Origin of the sequence: Reyranella massiliensis 521 (genome assembly GCF_000312425.1) — a bacterium.
In the GTDB taxonomy this organism is placed as follows: domain Bacteria; phylum Pseudomonadota; class Alphaproteobacteria; order Reyranellales; family Reyranellaceae; genus Reyranella; species Reyranella massiliensis.
In genome coordinates this window covers 3,731,581-3,752,214 of sequence record NZ_HE997181.1, presented here as the reverse complement: position 1 = coordinate 3,752,214, position 20,634 = coordinate 3,731,581, and the positions used below count along the sequence as shown (strand labels likewise).

Here is a 20,634-nt window from a genome sequence, read left to right as displayed (position 1 = left end):
CCAGTCGCGTCTTACGGGGTGGCGATCTGGTGCTCGTACTGCGGTTCGTCGCTGTAGATGACTTGACTGCGCGCATGCGTCTCGCGCTCCAGGCACGCCCGGTAGTCGGTGGTGGTCGGCGCCAGGCCATAGGACATGCAAGCGTCACGTGAATCGGCTGTCATGCGTGCCAGCGAATAGGCCAGTTCCGGTTTGCCCCATTCGAGTGCACGTGTAGCCCGCGACAGGCAATACTCATAGCCGGCCGACGAAGACCCAATGCCTTGCCCCAAGCAGATGCGATCCGCCTGACTTTGGGCCGAAGCAGGTGGCGTCGACGGCACAATCGAAACCGCCAACGCGACGAGAAGGGTGCTGCCGAGGGCGAGGCCCGCCCAGTGGTGGGTGCGAGTCATGGACTCCTCCACGCTGATGAATTGAAAGTGGTCCTTAAGGAACGCGCCGGCAAGGGGGCGGTTGCCCTTGTCCACTTTCCGCCGCATTCGTGACGTGGTTCCTTGTCGGGAATGAATTTGTCCCGCCTTGAGGTCCTTCGGCGCTGGTTGCGCGCCCGTACGCGCGCCTATCGTGTGCAACTGGCGCTCACCCTGCGGATGACCCTGGCCGCGATCCTGAGCCTCCTCCTGGCCCAGGCGCTCGACCTGCCGCTGCCGCTCTGGACGGTGCTGACGGCCATGATCGTGACGCAGATGAGTGTCGGTCGTTCCCTCAAGGCTTCGATCGACTACATGCTGGGCACGGTTGCCGGCACGATCTACGGCGGCGCACTGGCCATCCTGATTCCGCATCAAAGCGAATGGTCGCTCCTCCTCGTTCTCTTCCTGGCGGTGGCGCCGCTGGCGCTGCTGGCCGCACTCAAGCGCAATCTCAACGCCGTGCCGGTCGCGTCGATCATCATCGTGCTGATGCCGGCCATCGCTCATACGAGTGGCCCCCTCGCCACCGCCGTCTATCGCGTACTCGAAGTATCGCTGGGTGTGATCGTGGGGTTTTTGGTGTCCTTCCTCGTCCTGCCGGCAGGCGGCCACCGGCTGGCCCGACAGGAGGCGGCCCGCGTGCTCGACCTGCTGGCCAGGGTGCTTGGGCGTCTGCTGCCGGGGCCGATGGCTGACACCGAAGCCGAGGAACTGCGGCGGCTCTACGACCGCATCGGTCAGGCACTCAGCGACTTGACAGTGAGTGCCGATGAGGGCGAGCGAGAACGCGCCGCCCGACTTTCTGGTGAACCCGATGTTCGCCCGTTGCGCCAGACGCTGGCGCGCCTGCGTCACGACGTGGTTACCGTCCGCCGCATCGTGCGCGGCGATCCATTGCCCGAACCCCTGCAGGCCCGGCTCACGCCCAAGCTTGTCGAGGTCGGCCGCGCCGGCGGCGAATATCTCCGGGCTGCAAGCATCGAGCTGCTGGCCCGCCGCCCGGCGCCTTCCGCCGATCGCCTGGAGGCGGCGTTCGTCGCCGCCGCCGCGGAGATCGCCGCCCTGCGCGGCGAGGGGCTGACACGTGGCCTGTCCGACGACATGGTTGGCCGCTTCTTTGCGCTGAGTTTTGCGCTCGAGCAGTTGCGGCAGAACCTGCGCGAGCTCGGCCGCGAGATCGAGCGCTCGGCCCGCGTTCAGTAGCTCTTGGGCAGGCCCAGCACGCGCTCGGCGACATAGCAGAGGATGAGCTGTTCGCTCACCGGCGCGATGCGCGCGATCATGACTTCGCGCAGGAAGCGTTCGACGTGGAATTCCTTGGCGTAGCCGTAGCCGCCGTGCGTCAGGATCGCCCGTTCGCAGGCGTCGTAGGCCGCACGCGCGCCGAGATACTTGGCCGAGTTCGCCTCGGCACCGCAATCCTTGCCGTTGTCGTAGAGCCAGGCGGCCTTGAAGGCCATCAGGTTGGCGGCTTCGAGGGCCATCCAGCTCTCGGCCAGCGGGTGCTGGATCGCCTGGTTCTTGCCGATGGGCCGGCCGAACACGACACGCTCCTTGGCATACTGCGTCGCCCGCGCCAGGGCGGCCTTGCCGATGCCGATCGCCTCCGCGCCGATCAGCACGCGCTCGGGGTTCAGCCCGTGCAGGAGGTAATGGAAGCCTTTGCCTTCCTCGCCGATGCGGTCTTCCAGCGGCACCTTCAGGCCGTCGATGAACACCTGGTTGGTGTCGATCGCCTTGCGGCCCATCTTGTCGATTTCGGTGACTTCGACCTTCGAGCGGTCGAGGTCAGTGTAGAAGAGCGACAGCCCGTCGGTCGGTTTCTTGCACTTCTCCTTGGGCGTGGTGCGCGCGATCAGCAGCATCTTGTCGGCGACCGAGGCGGTCGTCGTGAAGGTCTTCTTGCCGTGCACGATGTAGCCGTTGCCGTCGCGTTCGGCCTTGGTGTCGAGCGCCGTGGTGTTGAGCCCGGCGTCGGGCTCGGTGACCGCGAAGCAGCCCTTGACCTTGCCCGCGATGATATCCGGGAGGATGCGCTTCTTCTGCTCCTCCGTGCCGAACACCACGATCGGGTTCGGCCCGAAGATGTTGAGATGGATCGCCGATGCGCCTTGCAGCGCCGCGCCCGACTCCGCCACCGTCTGCATGACCAGCGCCGCTTCGGTGATGCCGAGGCCGGAGCCGCCATATTCCTCCGGCATGGCGATGCCCAGCCAGCCGGCATCGGCCATCGCCTTGTAGAAGTCGTTGGGGAAGCCGCCTTCCTTGTCCTTCTTCAGCCAGTACTTGTCGTCGAACTGGGCACAGAGCTTGGCCACGCTGTCCTTGATGGCGAGCTGGTCTTCGGTGAAGGCGAATTCCATGGTGTTACCTGTTGAGTCCTAGCCACTGCATCATGATCGGGTTGAACTGTTCCGGCCGCTCGACATTCGGCAGATGGCGCGCCTTGGCGATGTCTTCGTAACGCGCGCCCGGGATCTTGGACGCGATCAGCCTGTTGCGGTCCGGCGGCGTCGCTTGATCGTCGTCGCCGCAGACGACAAGCGTCGGCACCTTGATGGTGGCGAGCCGGTCGAGATAGTCGAAGTTCTGGATGGCCGCCGCGCAGCCCAGGAAGCCTGCGCTCGACGTGCCACAGATCGTCGAATGGATTTCCTTCCAGCGCTGCGGGTTCGCGCCTTTGAACTCGGCCGTGAACCAGCGCTCCATGTTGCCGTCGGCCAGCAGCGCTGTACCGCCCTTGCGAACCGCTGCCTTGCGTTGATCCCAGAGGCCTGCCGAGTCGTCGGGCGAGGAAGGATGTGTGTCGCAGAGCATCAGCGACTTCAGCCGGTCGGGGTAGGCCAGTGCAAAGCCCTGGCCGATCATGCCGCCGATCGACAGGCCGATGTAATGCACCCTGGCGATCCCCAGGAAATCGAGCGCGGCTTTCACGTCGGCCGCCAGCGCGTCCATCGTGTAGTCGCCGTCGACCGGCTGGCTGCCGCCGTGGCCGCGCATATCCAGCCGCAGGACGCGATAGCCGGCGGCCAGCAGCGGCACGAGCTGCTCGTTCCACATGCCGCCATCGGCCGCCAGCGAATGGGTGAAGCAGACCACCGGCGCGTTCTGGGGGCCAGCGAGGTCGAAGTAGATCTTGTGGCCGTTAAGGGAGAGGAGCATGGCCCTTCCTCACATCGCCGAGATGCCGCCGTCGATCACGACTTCTGAGCCGGTCATGAAGCTCGATTCGTCGGAGGCGAGGAAGACGAGCGCCCAGCCCACTTCCTCGGGCCGGCCGAGGCGGCCGATCGGGACCTGCTTGCCGAGCTTTTGCTGCATCAGGTCCTGGCCGAAGCGGTCGCGATACTTGTCGAGGATCGGTGTGTCGATGAAGGTGGGATGGACCGAATTGCAGCGGATGTTGTAGCCCGACTTGGCGCAATGCAGCGCCACCGACTTGCTGAGGAGGCGCACGCCGGCCTTGGCCGAGTTGTAGGCCGCCATGTTGGCGCCGGCGATGATGCCGGAGATCGACGAGATGTTGATGATCGAGCCGCCGAGCCGGCCGGTATGCTTCTTGATCTCGGCGACGCCGTGCTTGCAGCCGAGGAAGACGCCGTCGAGGTCGATGGCATGGACCTTGCGCCACTCCGCAAGTTCGATCTCCTCGACGGTCTTGCTGAGGCCGATGCCGGCGGAGTTCACCAGCACGTGCAGGGCACCGAACTTGTCGACGGTTTCCCGGATCGCGGCCTTCCAGTTGTCTTCGCTCGTGACGTCGAGCTTCACGAAATGACCCGAGGAGCCCAGCTTGTCGGCCATGGCCTTACCGCGGTCCTGGGCGATATCGGCAACGACGACCTTGGCGCCTTCCTGCACCATCAGCGCGGCGGCGTTGGCGCCGAGACCCGATGCGGCACCCGTGATCAAAGCCACCTTGCCGGCCAGACGATCCGTCATTTCTTCTTTCCTCCCGAAACAGCTTCCCGATGAGCGATGTAGGTCGTGGCGGCCACGATGATCGCGGCGCCGACGAAGGTCCAGACGTCGGAGGTCTTGCCCCAGACTGCCACGTCCATCAAGGCAGCCCAGACGATGCCCAGGAAGGTGATGGGTTGCAGGGCGGAAATGTCGAGGAGGCGGTAGGCCCAGGTGAGGAAGAAGTAGCCCATGGTGCCGAAGAAGCCGGCGGCCAGGAACAGCAGGAGCTGGGTCAGGGTCGGCGTCTGCCAGAACCACAGCCCGAAGGGCGCAAAGCAGATCGTGGCGATCATCGTTTGCCAGAAGACGACCAGGGCGGGACTGTCGCGGCCCGACACCGCCTTGGCGACGAGGTTCGAGCCGGCGATCAGCGGCACCGCCCCCAGCATCAGCCATATGCCGGCGTTGGCATCGGCCAGACCGGGGCGGACGATGACGAGCATCCCGAGGAAGCCGATGGCGACGGCCGTCCAGCGGCGGGCATGGACCTTCTCGCCGAGAAAGAGCACGGCGCCCAGTGTCACGAAGATCGGACCGGTGAAGCCCAGCGCCGCCATGGTGGCGAGCGGCAGCCAGACGACGGCCTCGTACCACAGGGCGTAGCCGGAGGTATGGAACACGCCGCGAAAGCAGTGCAGCTTGAAATCACGCGTCGCCAGACCTGCGATACCGCCGTACCACAGCATCGCCGGCGCAATGACGACGACACCGGCCAGCCAGCGTCCCCACGAGACGAGGAGCGGCGGCAGTTCGGTCGCCAGCTCCTTCACCGAGGTGTTGAGCAGCGTGAAGAAGATGCCGGACACCACGGCCACGACGAAGCCACGGACCGTGCGCGACGGGATGAACCGAGATAGCGAGTCGGGAGCGTCGACGACGGGAGCAGACATCGGGCAACCGGCTTGCCTGCGCCGCGAACGCCGGTCAACCCACAGGTTTTGCAGGTCAGTCCAGCGTTACCCGGTAGCGGCTGATCGCCAGGATCGAGACCAGCAACAGCATGGCCAGCAGGGCGGCGAGCTCGGTCGCGATGTCGTCGAAGCCGGCGCCCTTCAACATGACTCCCCGAACGACCCGCATGAAATGAGTGGCGGGCAGCGCCTCGCCGATCCATTGCGCCCAGACCGGCATGCCGCGGAAGGGAAACACGAAGCCCGACAGTAGGATCGACGGTAGCATCATGAAGAACGAAGCCTGCATGGCCTGGAGCTGGTTCTGCGTCAGCGTCGAGATGGTGAAGCCGATGGCCAGGTTCACGGTGATGAAGAGCGCCGTTCCGATCGAGAGCAGGGCGACGCTGCCCTCGATCGCCACGTCGAAGAGCAGGCGCGAAACGATCAGGATGACGGCAACCTGCACCGCGCCGATCACGATGTAGGGCACGATCTTGCCGACCATGACCTCGAGCGGCCGCACCGGCATGGCGAGCAGGTTCTCCATGGTGCCGCGCTCGCGTTCGCGGGTGACGGCGAGCGCCGTCATCATCACCATGGTCATGGTGAGGATCACGGCAAGTAGGCCGGGCACGACGTTGAGCCGCGACTTGCCCTCCGGATTGTACCGGCGCTGCACCACCAGCTCGACCGCGTCGGGCTTGGTGCGCAGGCTGCTCAGCGGACCGACGAAATCGTGGGCGGACAGTGCCTGGTTGATTGCACGCCCGGCGGCGGCCAGCGGGTTGGCCGTAGCCAGAGGATCGGTCGCGTCGGCGTCGATCAGGACCTGCGCGCGCTCGCCGCGGACCAGCCGGCGCGTGAAGTCCGAGGGGATGGTTACGACGAATTGCACGTCGCCCTGTTGCAGGAGCGCGCTTGCCTCGTCGTTGCTTTTCGGCCGGTGTGTGAATTTCATGTAGCCGGTGTTGGCGAGCGCCGACAGAACGGTGCGCGTGATCTGGCTCTGGTCGGCAGCGATGACGGCGGTCGGCAGGCGGTGCGGGTCGGTGTCGATTGCGTAGCCGAACAACAGGAGCTGCATGATCGGCATGCCGAACATCATCGCGAAAGTGAGGCGGTCGCGGCGGAGCTGGAGCACCTCCTTCACGATGATGGCCGCAAGCCGCTTCCAGGCGCCGCGCCACATGATCAGGCCTTTGCACCAGGTGCGTTGTCGCGTGCCTGTCCCATGAGGTGGATGAAAATGTCCTCCAGTGTCGGTTCGGCCTCCTGCCAGACGAGGTTGGGATCGCTACGGAAGGGTTCTATGGCATGTTTGAGATCGACGCGGTCGGGGCCGCAGACATGGAGCGTCGTCCCGAACGCGGCCGCGGCGGTCACGCCCGGTTCGTCACGCAACTTGAGGGCAAGCCGATCCGCGCCCGGCCCGGTCGCTATGTACGCGAACAGCCCGGATTGCCGGATAATGTCCTCGGCCGTGCCGCGCGCCATCAGTTCGCCATAGGCGATGTAGGCGATCTCGTGACAGCGCTCGGCTTCGTCCATGTAGTGCGTCGACACCAGCACCGTCATGCCTTCGGCGGCATAGGTGTGAATTTCGTCCCAGAACGCGCGGCGCGCCTTGGGATCAACCCCAGCGGTCGGTTCGTCGAGCAGCAGCAGCTTGGGCTCGTGCAAGACGCAGGCCGCGAGGGCCAGGCGTTGCTTCCAGCCGCCGGACAGCGATCCGGCCAGTTGGCTCTGGCGTGTCGTCAGCCCCAACTGTTCCAGCGATTGGTCGACGCGGGCTTTCAGCCGGTCGAGCCCATAGACGCGACCGACGAATTCGAGGTTTTCGCGAATGGTGAGATCCTCGTAGAGACCGAAGCGCTGGGTCATGTAGCCGGTCAGGCGCTTGATCGCCTCGCGGTCGTGAACGAGGTCGTGACCCAGGCACGTGCCGCCTCCGGCGTCGGGGGTCAGCAGACCGCAGATCATGCGCAGGGTCGTGGTCTTGCCCGAACCGTTCGGTCCGAGGAAGCCGCAGATGCGGCCCCGTTCGACGGCGAGACTGAAGCGATCGACGACGGTGCGCTTGCCGTAGCGCTTCACCAGATCGTGGACGTCGATCGCCAGTGTCATGGCGCCGTTCCGAATGACTCGACGGCGACGGGAAGGCCGGGCTGCAGGGGCATCGCCGGCTTCGTGGGGCGCGCTTCGACCAGGAACACGAGCTTGGTCCGGGCGCTTTGGGAATAGATGACGGGTGGTGTGTACTCGGCGCGCGGCGAAACATAGATAATCGTGGCCTTGAGGCCGGATGGGCAGGAATCGCAGGTAAAGGACACCTCGTTGCCGGGGCGGGCCCGCGCCACATCCTCTTCGGGTACAAAGAAGCGCAGTTTCACCCGGAAGTCCGGCAGCAGGGAGATGACAGGCGATCCGGCCGGCACCCATTCGCCGACGTTGAAGAAGGTGTTCTCGACCAGCGCATCCTCGGGCGCGACGGGCATCAGATCGTCGAGCTTCTTCTTCGCCTGGTCGACGTTGGCCTGGTTTTGGACAACCAGCGCTCTGGCGGCATCGATCTCGTCGGGGCGTGCGGCGAGGTCGCCGACCTTCTCCTGCGCGGCGAGCGACGCGGCACGCGAACGGAGCTGGCGCACCTGGGCGTCGGCCTGGTCGTAGGCCTGGCGCGTCGTGTAGGCGCGTTCGAGAAGCTGTGCCTGACGCTTGAGCTCGATCTCGGCCAGGGCCAGCGACGCTTCGACCTCTCGGCGTTGGCCCCGGACGACGTCCTGCTCTTCCTGCCGCTTGCCGGTCAGCATGTTCTCGTAGCGCGCCGTAGCTTCGGCGAGTGCTGCTTCGGCACGTGCGACCTCGGCCCTGGCGACCACGGGGTCGATCACGAACAGCCGGTCGCCTTTCTTCACGCTGCTGCCGCGGTCGACCGGCCGTTCGAGCAGCCGTCCGGCGATGGGCGGCGCGATCAGGCTGGTCTCGCCTTCGACATAGCCGAGATAGGTCGATGTGTCGGAGCCGATGCCAAGGAGAGCAAGCATGCGCTCGCCCCAGACGACATAGGACACGAGCATGGCGGCGAGCAGTACTGCGATCACGACGAAGGGCGCGCGTTTCATGATCAAGCCTCCGGAGCGGGGCGCAACGCGTGCAACATCAGGTCGGCATGATGGCGGGCCATCGCCCGCACATCGAGTTTCTCCGCGCCAATCGGCTCGAACACCGTGCGCCACAGGCCGGCGAGCAACAGGGCTCCCATCAGAGAACGCACCGTCATCGCCGGGTCGACCTTGCGAAACTCGCCTTGCGCGATGCCACGCGAGATCAACCCTTCGAGAAGGGGCAGGCCGCGGCCGATCACTTCCTTGAGGTAGAAATGGCCGATCTCGGGGAAGGCGCGGGATTCGGCGATCACCAGCTTGGCGATCGAGGCCGCGGACGTGTCCTCGATGCGTCCGGCCATGAACTCCAGGATGCGAGGCAGCAGGTCGGCCACGGGGCCGCGATGGGCGGCCAGCATCGTTTCCACCGTCATGAGGTTGGCCGTGATGGCTTGCCGGATGACGCCCTGGAAGAGGGAGAGCTTGTCGTCGAAGTAGAGATAGATCGCCGCCTTGCTGAGGCCGGCCCGTCGGGCGACATCGTCCAGCCGCGTCCCTGCGAAGCCCGTTTCGACGAATTGGGCGAGGGCGGCATTCAATATTTCCTGCGGCCGTTCGGCCGGGGCGCGACGCTGCTTGACCGGCTTCATTTAACTAACTTACCAGTCAGTTAGTTGAAATGCAAGAGGGTGCCGCTCCGGCGGACGGCAGCCTAGACTGATTGTCTGGAGGGACCTCCCATGGACACAATGCTCGAAACGTCGTCGCGCGCGCGCCGCACGCTCGATCCGAAGCCGGCGACTCCCATCCTGTTCGCCCACTTCGTGCTGCGCTCCTCGAACATCCAGCCGATGATCGATTGGTATTCGACGGTGCTGAACATGCACGTGGTCCAGCGCACCGACTATATCTGCTTCCTGACCTACGACGACGAGCATCACCGGCTGGGCATCGTGAACCTCGCGGGCCTCACGGCGCCCGATGCGAAGACGGCCGGCCTCGCCCACGTCGCCTACACCATGGTCGATATCGGGGCGCTGCTTTCGACCTATCGTCGTGTGAAGGGGCTCGGCATCGAACCATCGCGCTGCATTCATCACGGCCCGACCGTGTCGATCTACTATCGCGATCCCGACGGCAATGGCGTCGAACTGCAGGTCGACCGTTACGCGACGAAGGAAGCGACGGCGGCCTATTTCCAGACGGCCGAATTCAAGAAGAATCCGATCGGCGTCGCCTTCGATCCGGAGGCGCTGGTTCAGGCCTACGAGGCCGGCGCGCCCGAAAGTGAATTGCTCACCATGCCCGAAGGACCGCCGGCGGCGCCGCAATCGCCGCCCACGCCGAATTGAGCCCGGTCTAGAACAGCCAGGCGAGGGCGGTTCCGCCCATGAGGATGAAGAGGATCGCCGTGCCCACGACGAGGCGGTTGGCTGGGCGATAGCTGCCGCTTTCGATCATCCGGCCGACATGCAGATAGTGCCCGATCGCGCCGCAAAGCATCGCGATGCCCAGGATGACGAGTCCGATCCCCAGCTTCTCGACATGGCGGTTGGTGATCTGGCGCACTTCCGGCACGACCTGATGGATTTCCACGAGAAAGAGGCTGAAGCGGTTGATCGCGACGCCGAGCGTCATCACGGCGATCGATGTCCGTATCCAGGCGAGGAACGTCCGCTCGTTGGCAAGGTGATCGCTGACATGTCGGTTGCTCGGCGCATTTTCCACGGCAGTCCCTCCGGACAACAAAAAGGGCGCGACCCCGAAGGATCGCGCCCCGTTTGTCTCCGTCAAGCGACGGCTTAGTTGTACTTCGAGATCTCGAGGCGGCCGACCTGGTCGCGATGAACCTCGTCCGGACCGTCGGCCAGGCGCAGCGTGCGCTGGTGGGCGTACATGCTGGCCAGCTTGAAGACCTGGCTGACGCCGCCGGCGCCGTGGAGCTGCAGGCAGCGGTCCACCACCTTGGAGGTGATGTTCGGCACCGCCACCTTGATCATCGCGATCTGCTGGCGGGCTTCCTTGTTGCCGTACTTGTCCATCGCCCAAGCGGCCTTGAGGACCAGCAGGCGGGCCATGTCGATCTCCATGCGCATGTCGGCGACATGGGCCTTGGTGACGCCCATCTCCGAGATGCGCTGGCCGAAGGCGACGCGGCTCTTGGCGCGCTTGATCGCCATTTCGAGCGCACGCTCGGCAACGCCGATGGCGCGCATGCAGTGATGGATACGGCCCGGACCGAGGCGGCCCTGGGCGATCTCGAAGCCGCGGCCTTCACCCAGCAGGATGGCCGACTTCGGCACGCGCACGTTGTCGTAGACCACTTCGGCGTGGCCGTGCGGGGCATCGTCGTAGCCGAACACGTGCAGCATCTTGACGATCTTGATGCCCTTGGCGTCGCGCGGCACGACGATCATCGACTGCTGGCGGTAGGCCGGCGCGTTGGGATCGCTCTTGCCCATCAGGATGATGACCTGGCAGCGCGGATCGCCCATGCCCGACGACCACCACTTGCGGCCGTTGATGACATAGTCGTTGCCGTCGCTCTCGATGCGGCACTCGACGTTGCGGGCGTCGGACGAGGCCACCGCCGGTTCGGTCATGGCGAAGCAGGAACGGATCTCGCCGTTCAGCAGCGGCTTCAGCCACTTCTCCTTGTGCTCCTTCGAGCCGTAGCGGGCGAACACTTCCATGTTGCCGGTGTCGGGCGCGGAGCAGTTGGTCGATTCCGACGCGATCGAGGAGCGGCCCAGGACTTCGCAGATCGGCGCGTATTCCAGGTTGGAAAGGCCCATCGTGCCGTGGGTATCGCCGGAATCGCGGTCGGCCGGCAGGAACATGTTCCATAGGCCGCGCTTCTTCGCCTCAGCCTTGCATTCCTCGATGATCGGCGGGAGCTGCCAGCGATCCTTGGCCTTCTCCATCTGCTCTTCGTAGACGGGCTCGGCCGGATAGATGACCTCGTCCATGAACTTGTTGAGCTTCTCCAGAAGCGCCTTGGTGCGATCCGAATATTCGAAATCCATCGCTCTTTCTCCCTTTGTGCTGCGGCGCACTCTGGCCGAAAACGCCGCCAATGTGAACGGGCATTCAGGTCGGAGACCCCGCCCACGACGCCGCAGTTGTCGCGGTTTCGGATTGCGGACGACGCCGATTCTCACCGCGAGTGCATGACGTCTCAGACCGGCTAATATCCGCCCCTGAGGGAGAATGCCGGTGAACCTTGTCGGGATGAACGAGGGCTTCGTGCTGGTCGCCAAGCGCGACTGCCAGACTTGCGAGCTGGTGCAGCCGGTGGTGCGCGAACTGGCCGCCGGGGCGCGGCCGCTTGCAGTCTACAGCCAGGACGATCCGACCTTCCCCGAAGGCGTGGCCGGCGTGCGCGACGACCGGGCGCTGGAAGTCTCCTTCCGGCTGGGCATCGAAACCGTGCCGACCCTGATCCGCATCGAAGCGGGCCGCGAGGTCGAGCGTGTGGTCGGCTGGCAGCGCGACGAGTGGCGGGCTCTCACCGGCGTCAATTCGCTGGGTGAGGGGTTGCCGGCGTGGCGGCCGGGCTGCGGCTCCAAATCGGTCGAACCCGGCATCGTCGACGAACTCGAGATCAAGTACGGCGACGTGCCGTTCCAGGCGCGGCGCGTGGTGGTCGGCGAGCACGAGGACGAATTCGAGGCCATGTACTCGCGCGGCTGGTCGGACGGATTGCCGACGGTGCCGCCGACGCGGCTGCGCGTGCATCGCATGCTGAAGGGCACCAGCCGCGATCCCAAGGAAGTACTGGGCCTGCTGCCGCCCGACTTGCAGCCGATCACGGTCGAGAAGGTTGCCATCAATGCTGTCATGGCAGGCTGCGCGCCGGAGTACATGCCGGTGGTGATCGGCGCGGTCGAAGCTGCCCTGTCCGAGCCCTTCAACATGCATGGCGTGCTGGCGACCACCATGTTCTGCGGGCCCATCGTGATCGTGAACGGGCCGATCGCCCGGGCCATCGGCATGAACGGCCGCGGCAACGCGCTGGGCCAGGGCAACCGGGCCAATGCCACTATCGGCCGCGCGTTGCAGCTCTGCGTGCGCAATGTCGGCGGTGGCCGACCGCAGGGTGTGGACCGCTCGACCCTGGGAACGCCGGGCAAGTACACCTTCTGTTTCGCCGAGGACGAGGCGGGTTCGTACTGGGAGTCGCTGTCGGTCGAACGCGGCTTCGCCAGGGGCAGCAATACCGTGACCCTGTTCGCGGGCGACGGGGTGCATGGCGTCGTCGATCAGCAATCGCGCACGCCGGAGTCGCTGGCGCGCACCTTTGCCCTTAGCCTGCGCGGCGTAAATCATTGGAAGCTGGCCCAGGGCGCCGATGCCATCCTGGTGGTGAGCCCCGAACACGAGCGCACCTTCAAGGCCGCGGGCTGGGACAAGGCGCGACTGCGCCAGGAACTCGACTCGCTGCTCGAACTGCCGGCGGAAGAGATTGTCCGCGGTGCAGGCGGTATCGCCGAAGGTATACCGGCCGCGGCGCTGGGCGAGCGCAAGACCATTCCGAAGTTCCGCAAGGGCGGACTGCTGATCGTGCGCGCCGGTGGCGATGCCGGCATGTTCTCGGCCGTGATTGCCGGCTGGGGCGCCTCGGGGCCGGTCGGCAGCACGCCGGTCACCGTTGCCATCAAGGATTGAGGAGGAAACAGGATGGAACTGCTCGACCCGACATCGGAAATTTCGCCCATACGGCGTGCACGCAAGGCGCCGCCCGACAAGATCTCCGGCTTGACCGTGGGCCTTCTCGATATCTCCAAGCCGCGCGGCAACATCTTCCTCGACCGCATCGAACAGCGGCTGACGGAAAAAGGCGTGGCGGTGAAACGCTACAAGAAGCCCACCTTTACGCGGCCTGCGCCCAACGACCTCTCGCAGAAGATCGCCAGCGAGGTCGATCTGGTGATCGAAGGCCTCGCTGATTGAGGGTCCTGCACATCGTGCAGTCTGCACGACATCAAGACCCTCGACGACAAAGGTATTCCCGGCGGCTACGTCGCTTCTTCCGTGTTCGTTGAAGCAAGCGAGGCGCAGGCCCAGTCGCTCGGCTTCGAGCCCGGCGTCGTCTACGTCCCGCATCCCATCCAGGACCGCACCGACGACGAGATGCGGGCCCTGGCCGACCAGGCGTTCGAGCAGGTGCTGGCGCTGATCCAGCGCGAATAGCGAGCCGCTTGCCCGTCCGGGCGACGATGCCTCTTGCTGATGGCGCCATCGCATCCCTAAATCGTCTTTAATGACGATTTAGGGAGAAGCGTGTTGGACAGCATTATGCAAGCACCGTTCAAGCCCATCGACTTTCTCAGCCGCGACGTGAAGGTGGAGCGACGGGCCGACGGCACGATCGTGCTGCAGTCGAACCATAAGCTGAAGCCCTACGAGAAGCACGTACCCGCTTTCCTTGCCCGCTGGGCGGCCGAGGCGCCGGATCGGGTTTGGCTGGCGCAGCGTCGCGGTCCCGATCGGGAGTGGCTGAAGGTCACCTATGCCGAAGCCAAGAAGCAGGTCGATGCGGTGACGCAGGCGCTGCTCGATCGCGGTTTCGGGCCGGATAAGCCGGTGATGATCCTGTCGTCGAACTCCATCGAGTTCGCGTTGCTGACCATGGCAGCGATGCAGGCGCGGACGCCGGTCGCGCCGGTGTCGCCGGCCTATTCGGTGATGAGCCAGGATCACGCCAAGCTCCGTTACGTCTTCGATCTGATCAAGCCGGGCCTGATCTTCGTGCAGAACGGAGAAATCTATGCCCGCGCGCTGGCCGCCCTCGATCTCGAGGGCGTGCTGCTGGTTCATGTCGACAAGGCGCCGCCCAAGATGCAGTCGCTGCCGTGGAGCGAACTGGTCGCCACCCGGCCAACCGCGGCCGTGGCGGCGTCGATCGAGCGGATCGAGCCAAAGACGACAGGCAAGTTCCTATTTACGTCGGGCAGCACCGGCATGCCCAAGGCCGTCATCAACACCCAGGAGATGATGTGCGCCAATCTGGCGATGGGCCAGATGTCGCGCACCCGAAAGGCCAGCGATCCGCCGGCCGTGATGCTCGACTGGCTGCCGTGGAACCACACGATGGGCGGCAACGCGACCTTCCAGGGCAATCTGGCCGACGGCGGCACTACCTATATCGACGACGGCAAGCCGTTGCCCGGCCTGTTCGAGGAGACGTTACGCAATCTCCGCGAGGTTTCGCCGACGTATTTCGCCAACGTGCCGGCGGGCTACGCGATGCTGGCGACGGCGCTGGAGAACGACGACGCATTGGCCAAACGCTTCTTCAAGAACCTGAACTCTCTCGCCTATGGCGGCGCCACCCTGCCGGACGACCTCTATCAGCGCATGGAAGCGCTGGCCGTAAAATATACTGGCTATCGGCTGCCCTTCGTCACCGGCTGGGGGTCGACCGAGACGTCGCCGACCGCAACCACGGTGCATTGGGCCTCGGAACGCGTCGGCCTGGTCGGGCTGCCGTTTCCCGGTGTGCAGCTCAAGATGGTGCCGACCGGCGAGGAGGGCCGCTACGAACTGCGCCTCAAGAGCGTGATCGTGACGCCGGGCTACCACAAGCAGCCCGACCTCACGGCGCAGATGCTCGATGAGGAGGGCTTCTACAAGATCGGCGATGCAGGCCGCTTCGTCGATGCCCGCGATCCGAGTCTCGGCCTAATTTTCGATGGCCGCGTGGTCGAGGACTTCAAGCTGATGAGCGGCACCTTCGTTCTGGTCGGGACCCTGCGCACGGCAGCGATCGCTGCGGCCTCGCCGGTGCTGCAGGATGCCGTGGTCTGCGGTCAGGACCGCGAGTATGTCGGCCTGCTGGGTTTCCCCAACATCGCCGCCTGCCGTCAACTCGCGGCAGATTCGGAAGCCCGGCTCACCACGGCCGAGCTGCTGGCGCATCCCGCCGTGGTCGGCACCCTGAAGGCGGGGCTTGGGAAGATGAACGCTGAAGCCGGCGGCTCCTCGATGCAGGCCAAGCGCGTCCTGCTGATGGCCGAGCCGCCCTCGGTCGACGGCAACGAGATGACCGACAAGGGCTATATCAACCAGCGGGCAACGCTTGAGCGCCGCAAGGCGCTGGTCGAAAAGCTCTATGCCGGCGGCGAAGGCGTGATCGTGATCTAGGAATTGGCCGGCCGACTATTCGTCGGCCCGCGATTCCCGGATGCGGCGCGTGCCCTGGAACACCGGCTTCAGCGGATCCATCACGAAGCGGATCCGCGGCAGGTCGGTGTCGACGGTGCAGCAGGTGCCGATGATCGGCTCGGCGAGCGTTACGTCGGGCGCATGCCAGGCCGCGGCCTCGAAGGTCGAGACCTGCGGCTTGCCGCGCTCGGCCTTGTAGAAGGTGTACTTGGGGTCGACCTGGATCAGCATCGGCTGGGTTTGGCCGTCGAGCGGCGCGTTCGCTGCCGTCACCCAGTTGATGTACTGCACGTCGCTGCCGGCCACCGGCTGCGGATCGACCAGGGCGCAGTCGAGGACCGTCCGGCCGTCCTTCTTCGCCGTGCCGATGATGCGGTCGTGGCGGCGCAGGAATTTAACTTCGCCGACCTCGACCGGGAAACCCCAGCGCGTGCGCAGCGCCTCTGCCGCGGCCGGGCTGCTCGCAATCGCCCCCAGCAGGAAGCCGCGGGGATGGGCGCCAGCCCGGCTGCCGAGACGCAGCACCGCGAGATTGAACGGGCCGACCGGGCTCTCCGGATATTTCGTGACGGCGAGAGCCACGTAGGAGGGCAACGCGGGGTGCATCGCCTTCGGCAGCAGACTTTCTGTCGTCGTGCGCGGCACCTCGATCAGGAGCTGTATCATCTCGGCCTTGGGCAAGGTCCAGGCCTCAGTGTCGAGATTGGCGAGCGTCGGCAGGCGGGCGGGCGACTGCGTGATGTCGAGCGATCCGTAGAGGGGCATGATTACTCTCCCGCCGCGGCGGCCACATGGCCGGGTTTCTTGGCGAAGTGCGGCATCACTTCCTTGGCGAACAGACGCAGGCTCGCCATCACCTGATCCTGCGGCACGACTTCGTTGGCGTTCAGGATGAAGTTGATGCAGTCGACGCCGAGCGATTCCCATTTCTTGACGGCGCGGATGATGCGGGCCGGATCGCCATAGGCCATGCCTTCGGTCTGCTGTTCGCTGGCATCGGGGCCGGTGGCGGCGCGTCGCAGCGCCGGCAGCAGGCCGAGCGACTGGTACGACGGCGAGGAATAGACCTCGCGCGTCGAGATGAGCTGCGTGGCGAGATAGTTGAAGGTATTGCCGAGCTTCTTGCCCATCTCGACGCCGGTCTTCTCGTCCTCGTGACAGAACAGAAAGTTGGTGGTGGCGACCTGCTCGTTCACGAAGGCGCCGACCGGCTCGCAGCTCTGGATGCGGCGGCGATACTCCTTGATCTTCTTCTCCTGCTCCTCGAAGCCCGCGAAGGAGAGGCCCAGGCTGCCCAATCCGCGGTCGGCGGCGTCGATCTCGGTGCCGGGACTGGTCACGGCGACCCACATCGGCGGATGCGGCTTCTGGTAGGGCTTGGGCAGAATGGTGCGCTCCGGCATCGACCAGAACTCGCCCTGATACGAGAAGGTTTCCTGCATCCACATCTTGGGCAGGCAGCGTACGAACTCGTCCCAGCTCTTCTTGGTCGTGTCGGGGTTGGCGCCAAAGCCGCCCAGCTCGGTCCAGGTCGCGGACCGTCCGGTGCCGACATGCAGGCGGCCACCCGACAGCAGGTCGAGCGTGGCCGTGCGCTCGGCGATCTTGATGGGATGGTTGAACTCCGGCACGCAGACCACGATGCCGTGTCCGACCTGGATGCGTTTGGTCAGCACGGCGCAGGCGGTCAGGAACAGCTCCGGCGCGGAGCAGTGCGAATACTCTTCGAGGAAGTGGTGCTCGACCGCCCAGACATGGTCGAAGCCCAGCTCGTCGGCCAGCTTCACCTGTTCAAGGCAGTTGTTGTAGACGGTGCGCTCTTTCTCCGGCGTCCAGGGACGCGGAATCGAGATCTCGTAGAACAGGCCGAACTTCATCGTGTCCTCCCGCGCATTTGCGAAACGCTAGGCTTGCCCGGCGACGTGTGCAACACCACCATGGCATCGGAGGGCGAAACGGGAATGAAACGACTGGCAGGCAAGGTTGCGATCGTCACCGGCGGCGCGAGCGGCATGGGCCGCGCGACCGTGATGCGTTTTCTGGGCGAAGGCGCGAAGGTGGTCGTCGCCGATCTCAACGAAGCCAACGGCCAGGAGACTCTCGCTGTCGCAAGGGCGCAGGGCCACGGCGATACGATTGCCTTCGTGCGCTGCGACGTCGCCAAGGAAGCCGACGTGGCGGCGACGGTGGCCGAGGCGGAAAAGCGTTTCGGCCGGCTCGATATTGCCTATCTCAATGCCGGTGTCGGTGGCGCGTTCGGGCCGATTGCCGAAACCAGCGTCGAGGACTGGGACTACACGTTCGCCGTCCTGACGCGATCCGTGTTCCTCGGCATGAAGCATGCGTCGCTGGCGATGAAGAAGCATGGGAATGGCGGCGTAATCCTGGTTACGGCGTCGATTGCCGGCATGATTGGCGGTGGCGGCAGCCATGCCTATTCGGCGGCCAAGGCGGCCTGCATCAGCCTGATCGACAATGTGGCGGCGGAACTCGGCCCGGACCGCATCCGGGTGGTCGGCATTGCGCCGGGTGTGATATCCACGCCGCTTGTTCATCGCGGGCGCCCGGAGAAGTACGAGAAGCAGTTCGGCCAGCAGCCCTGGCCGGACCGGGGCGAACCCGAGCATATCGCCGATGTCGCAACCTTCCTGTGTTCCGACGAGGCGCGTTTCATCACCGGCGAGACCATCAAGGTGGATGGCGGTCTGCTGGCCCAGGGCATCGCGCTCTGGGGCACCGGCAAGGACGCCACCTTCATGAAAAGCGCCGGCGTCAATCGCGGCACGACCGGCGATGCCATGGTCGTCCGCACTCTTCAGCCTGGAGACAATCGGAAATGAGCGAAGCGCAACGACTGCACGGACACCTGATCGGCCAGCAGGGCTCGCGACGCTCGCTGAATACGCCCGCGCTGGTGCTCGACCTCGAAATGCTCGACCGCAACATTGCGGAGATGGCGTCCTTCGCCAACGCGCACAATGTGAAGTTGCGTCCGCATTCCAAGACCCACAAGTCGGCCGACATCGCTCGCCGCCAGATCGCGGCCGGCGCGCTGGGCGTTTGCTGCGCCAAGCTGGGCGAGGCCGAGGCGCTGGGCGAGGCGGGCATCCAGAGCCTGCACATCACGTCGCCCGTGGTGACGCCGCAGGCGATCGACCGGCTGATGAAGCTGAACGGCGAAGTATCCGACCTCATGGTGGTGGTCGATCACCCCGCCAATGTCGAGGCACTTGCAAACGCCGCGGCCAAAGCCGGCAAGCCGCTGGCGGTCATCGTCGATATCGATCCCGGCATTCATCGCACCGGCGTGGCCAGCCCCGACGCCGCCGTCGAACTCGTGCAGCAGATCGCAAAGCACAAGTCGCTGAAGTATGCCGGCGTGCAGTTCTATTGCGGCCGCCATCAGCACATCGTCGACTTCGCCCAGCGCAAGGCCGAAATCGAGGAGCGCACGGAATACCTGAAGGGCATCCTCGCCAAGCTGGAGGCGGCGAAGCTCAAGCCGGCGATCATCACGGGGTCGGGCACCGGCACGCATTACATCGATGCCAAGCTCGGCGTCTTTACGGAGCTGCAGGTCGGTTCCTACGTCTTCATGGATCACGACTACAACGTCTGCGACCTGCGCGGCCTCGACAGGCCGACCTTCGAACAGGCGCTGCAGATCGACGCCCGCGTGGTCAGCGCCAACAAGCCGGGCATGGCCACGGTCGATGCCGGCTTGAAAGCCATGGCGACCGAGAAGGGCCCGCCGATGATCCTGAAGGGCGCCGTCGATGGCGCCACGACCCGCTTCATGGGTGACGAGCATCTCGCGGTAATCGCGCCCGAAGGCCAGGCCGCGCCGGCGCTGGCCGAGCAGGTCATCCTGACTCCGCCGCACTGCGACCCGACGGTCAATCTCTACGAGAGCTACCACGTCGTGAAGGGCGACACGCTCGTCGATATCTGGCCGGTGACGGGGCGCGGCCGCTCGCGCTAGACAGGTGGGGTATTGCTGATCGGCGGCCAGTTTAGGCCGCTATGCGCTTTTTGACCGATGCGCGTTTGGCTCGTGGCTTTCTCGGTTGCTTATCCTTGGGCTCAAAATATAGGCTGATTGGAATGTGCTTCACTTTGAAAAGTCGACCAGTCGCGCTGTGAACATGTTGGGATCGCCGCATCAACGGCTGTCCCTCAACAAGATTAATTTCTACATCAGGCCTCTGTTCCTTCAGGTGCTCAGTCCACGTCTTCATCACCTCGTCGGCGCGAGGACCTCTGCAGAAAATAATTAATCCCCCATCTTCTTGGCCGGGTAGGCCAGTCGAGTAGCGTGTGTCGAGTTGTTGAAAGCCCTTGAATAGCCAATCGTAGGAATTGTGGATTTTTGCCTCGCCAATCCACAAGAATTGGTCACGACACTCGACCACAATATCTCCATGACCGCCGTAGTCTTTGTCATGCGATGCCTCAAAGCCCATCGCTTTCATGTCGGTTATAATGTCAGTGGTGAGCGCGTCTTCGCCACGATTTTGGCGGTGCTGTCGTGTTTTTGTATGTTCCTGTCCAATCCATTCAATTGCTTCTTCAACGCAAGACACGCGTTCCGAATGCGTTGTCGCCATGACCATGTTTAGGCGAATTCTATCCGAAGGCTTTTGTGCGAATAGAAGTCTTAGTTCGTGCAGGTTTTGAGGAACGGCTTGACTCACTGATCGAACCGCTCTGATGTTACGAAGAATGGCACTATTCGCTTCTCGAATTCAGGAACCAACTCCCCTGTCTCCGGGTGAATGAGTTCTCCAGTAGCTTTTGCTTCGGCGAAAGTTCGTGCATCTAGTTCGTGCTCGCTTTGGTCTTCGTCTACTAGCAAGGCGTGCACGTCTAATGCCGCAACGGTAGAGTTTACCAAGACGTTCAAGGCAGTAAGCAACTCACTGTCAACTCGTCTCTTTTTCGCCGCTCGACACATGCTTCGGAAGGTAAGCATTCGCCTTTCTTGCGGAGGAAGGGAGGCTATGTGGTCGACAATCTGAAGGCAAAGCTCAAGTATCGCGTCATCTCGCCAACGCGTTGTTAGCTCTTCCTTGATCTGCCGGACGCTCATTG

The 20,634-nt window shown here is 64.5% G+C and carries 21 protein-coding genes; 7 read left to right on the top strand and 14 right to left on the bottom strand.

What is annotated here, in order from left to right:
• Window positions 1-11: 11 nt before the first annotated feature.
• Window positions 12-470, bottom strand: coding sequence for a hypothetical protein (locus BN60_RS18250; protein WP_148283475.1), 459 nt, complete (start codon window positions 468-470; stop codon window positions 12-14).
• A gap of 36 nt (window positions 471-506) precedes the next feature.
• Here BN60_RS18250 and BN60_RS18245 point away from each other — a divergent pair, with 36 nt between their 5' ends.
• Entirely contained in the window at window positions 507-1,619 is a 1,113-nt protein-coding gene (locus BN60_RS18245) for an FUSC family protein (RefSeq protein WP_043284074.1), read from the top strand.
• Here BN60_RS18245 and BN60_RS18240 read toward each other — a convergent pair.
• The 8 genes from BN60_RS18240 to BN60_RS18205 are packed head-to-tail and all read right to left on the bottom strand — an operon-like array spanning window position 1,613 to window position 9,026.
• Window positions 1,613-2,779: an acyl-CoA dehydrogenase family protein gene (locus tag BN60_RS18240; RefSeq protein ID WP_020697560.1), complete on the bottom strand. Its 1,167-nt coding sequence runs from the start codon at window positions 2,777-2,779 to the stop codon at window positions 1,613-1,615. The two genes, BN60_RS18245 and BN60_RS18240, sit on opposite strands and share 7 nt — an antisense overlap.
• A 4-nt stretch (window positions 2,780-2,783) precedes the next feature.
• Entirely contained in the window at window positions 2,784-3,578 is a 795-nt protein-coding gene (gene pcaD, locus BN60_RS18235) for a 3-oxoadipate enol-lactonase (protein WP_020697559.1), read from the bottom strand.
• Between the two features lie 9 nt (window positions 3,579-3,587).
• Window positions 3,588-4,358, bottom strand: coding sequence for a glucose 1-dehydrogenase (locus BN60_RS18230; protein ID WP_020697558.1), 771 nt, complete (start codon window positions 4,356-4,358; stop codon window positions 3,588-3,590).
• Entirely contained in the window at window positions 4,355-5,269 is a 915-nt protein-coding gene (locus BN60_RS18225; protein WP_020697557.1) for a DMT family transporter, read from the bottom strand. The genes BN60_RS18230 and BN60_RS18225 overlap by 4 nt, the downstream gene beginning before the upstream one ends.
• A gap of 55 nt (window positions 5,270-5,324) precedes the next feature.
• Window positions 5,325-6,461, bottom strand: coding sequence for an ABC transporter permease (locus BN60_RS18220; protein ID WP_020697556.1), 1,137 nt, complete (start codon window positions 6,459-6,461; stop codon window positions 5,325-5,327).
• A gap of 2 nt (window positions 6,462-6,463) precedes the next feature.
• Complete coding sequence (locus BN60_RS18215; RefSeq protein WP_020697555.1) at window positions 6,464-7,396, bottom strand: ABC transporter ATP-binding protein; 933 nt, start codon at window positions 7,394-7,396, stop codon at window positions 6,464-6,466.
• The gene (locus BN60_RS31670) at window positions 7,393-8,394 is read right to left on the bottom strand and encodes an HlyD family secretion protein (RefSeq protein ID WP_020697554.1); all 1,002 of its coding nucleotides are present in this window, start codon (window positions 8,392-8,394) and stop codon (window positions 7,393-7,395) included. Before BN60_RS31670 ends, BN60_RS18215 begins: the two co-directional genes overlap by 4 nt.
• A gap of 2 nt (window positions 8,395-8,396) precedes the next feature.
• Window positions 8,397-9,026: a TetR/AcrR family transcriptional regulator gene (locus tag BN60_RS18205; protein ID WP_020697553.1), complete on the bottom strand. Its 630-nt coding sequence runs from the start codon at window positions 9,024-9,026 to the stop codon at window positions 8,397-8,399.
• 90 nt (window positions 9,027-9,116) lie between these two features.
• Here BN60_RS18205 and BN60_RS18200 point away from each other — a divergent pair, with 90 nt between their 5' ends.
• The gene (locus tag BN60_RS18200; protein ID WP_020697552.1) at window positions 9,117-9,728 is read left to right on the top strand and encodes a VOC family protein; all 612 of its coding nucleotides are present in this window, start codon (window positions 9,117-9,119) and stop codon (window positions 9,726-9,728) included.
• Window positions 9,729-9,735: 7 nt separating this feature from the next.
• Here BN60_RS18200 and BN60_RS18195 read toward each other — a convergent pair whose 3' ends face one another.
• Together BN60_RS18195 and BN60_RS18190 are read right to left on the bottom strand one after the other, a co-directional pair.
• Entirely contained in the window at window positions 9,736-10,104 is a 369-nt protein-coding gene (locus BN60_RS18195) for a YidH family protein (protein WP_020697551.1), read from the bottom strand.
• Between the two features lie 74 nt (window positions 10,105-10,178).
• Window positions 10,179-11,402 carry an acyl-CoA dehydrogenase family protein gene (locus tag BN60_RS18190; RefSeq protein ID WP_020697550.1) on the bottom strand — a complete coding sequence of 408 codons (1,224 nt, stop codon included), beginning with the start codon at window positions 11,400-11,402 and terminating at the stop codon, window positions 10,179-10,181.
• A 190-nt stretch (window positions 11,403-11,592) separates the two neighbouring features.
• Here BN60_RS18190 and BN60_RS18185 point away from each other — a divergent pair, with 190 nt between their 5' ends.
• The 3 genes from BN60_RS18185 (at window position 11,593) to BN60_RS18170 (ending at window position 15,522) form a co-directional block, all read left to right on the top strand.
• A complete protein-coding gene (locus tag BN60_RS18185) occupies window positions 11,593-13,044 on the top strand; it encodes a thioredoxin family protein (protein WP_202949824.1) in 1,452 nt (483 codons plus the stop codon).
• 12 nt (window positions 13,045-13,056) lie between these two features.
• Window positions 13,057-13,569, top strand: coding sequence for a UGSC family (seleno)protein (locus BN60_RS31665; RefSeq protein WP_273701382.1), 513 nt, complete (start codon window positions 13,057-13,059; stop codon window positions 13,567-13,569).
• 105 nt (window positions 13,570-13,674) lie between these two features.
• On the top strand, window positions 13,675-15,522 hold the full coding sequence (locus BN60_RS18170; protein ID WP_020697546.1) for an AMP-binding protein: 1,848 nt from the start codon (window positions 13,675-13,677) through the stop codon (window positions 15,520-15,522).
• 15 nt (window positions 15,523-15,537) lie between these two features.
• Here BN60_RS18170 and BN60_RS18165 read toward each other — a convergent pair whose 3' ends face one another.
• The gene (locus BN60_RS18165) at window positions 15,538-16,308 is read right to left on the bottom strand and encodes an acetoacetate decarboxylase family protein (RefSeq protein WP_020697545.1); all 771 of its coding nucleotides are present in this window, start codon (window positions 16,306-16,308) and stop codon (window positions 15,538-15,540) included.
• Window positions 16,309-16,310: 2 nt separating this feature from the next.
• Window positions 16,311-17,420, bottom strand: coding sequence for an LLM class flavin-dependent oxidoreductase (locus BN60_RS18160; RefSeq protein WP_020697544.1), 1,110 nt, complete (start codon window positions 17,418-17,420; stop codon window positions 16,311-16,313).
• Between the two features lie 84 nt (window positions 17,421-17,504).
• Between BN60_RS18160 and BN60_RS18155 the strand changes: the two genes are divergently transcribed.
• Both BN60_RS18155 and BN60_RS18150 read left to right on the top strand, forming a co-directional pair.
• On the top strand, window positions 17,505-18,383 hold the full coding sequence (locus BN60_RS18155) for an SDR family NAD(P)-dependent oxidoreductase (protein ID WP_020697543.1): 879 nt from the start codon (window positions 17,505-17,507) through the stop codon (window positions 18,381-18,383).
• Window positions 18,380-19,525, top strand: a complete 1,146-nt coding sequence (locus tag BN60_RS18150) for a DSD1 family PLP-dependent enzyme (RefSeq protein WP_020697542.1) — start codon at window positions 18,380-18,382, stop codon at window positions 19,523-19,525. The genes BN60_RS18155 and BN60_RS18150 overlap by 4 nt, the downstream gene beginning before the upstream one ends.
• Window positions 19,526-19,556: 31 nt before the next feature.
• Here BN60_RS18150 and BN60_RS18145 read toward each other — a convergent pair whose 3' ends face one another.
• Window positions 19,557-20,156, bottom strand: coding sequence for a hypothetical protein (locus BN60_RS18145; protein WP_148283474.1), 600 nt, complete (start codon window positions 20,154-20,156; stop codon window positions 19,557-19,559).
• Window positions 20,157-20,634: the final 478 nt, after the last annotated feature.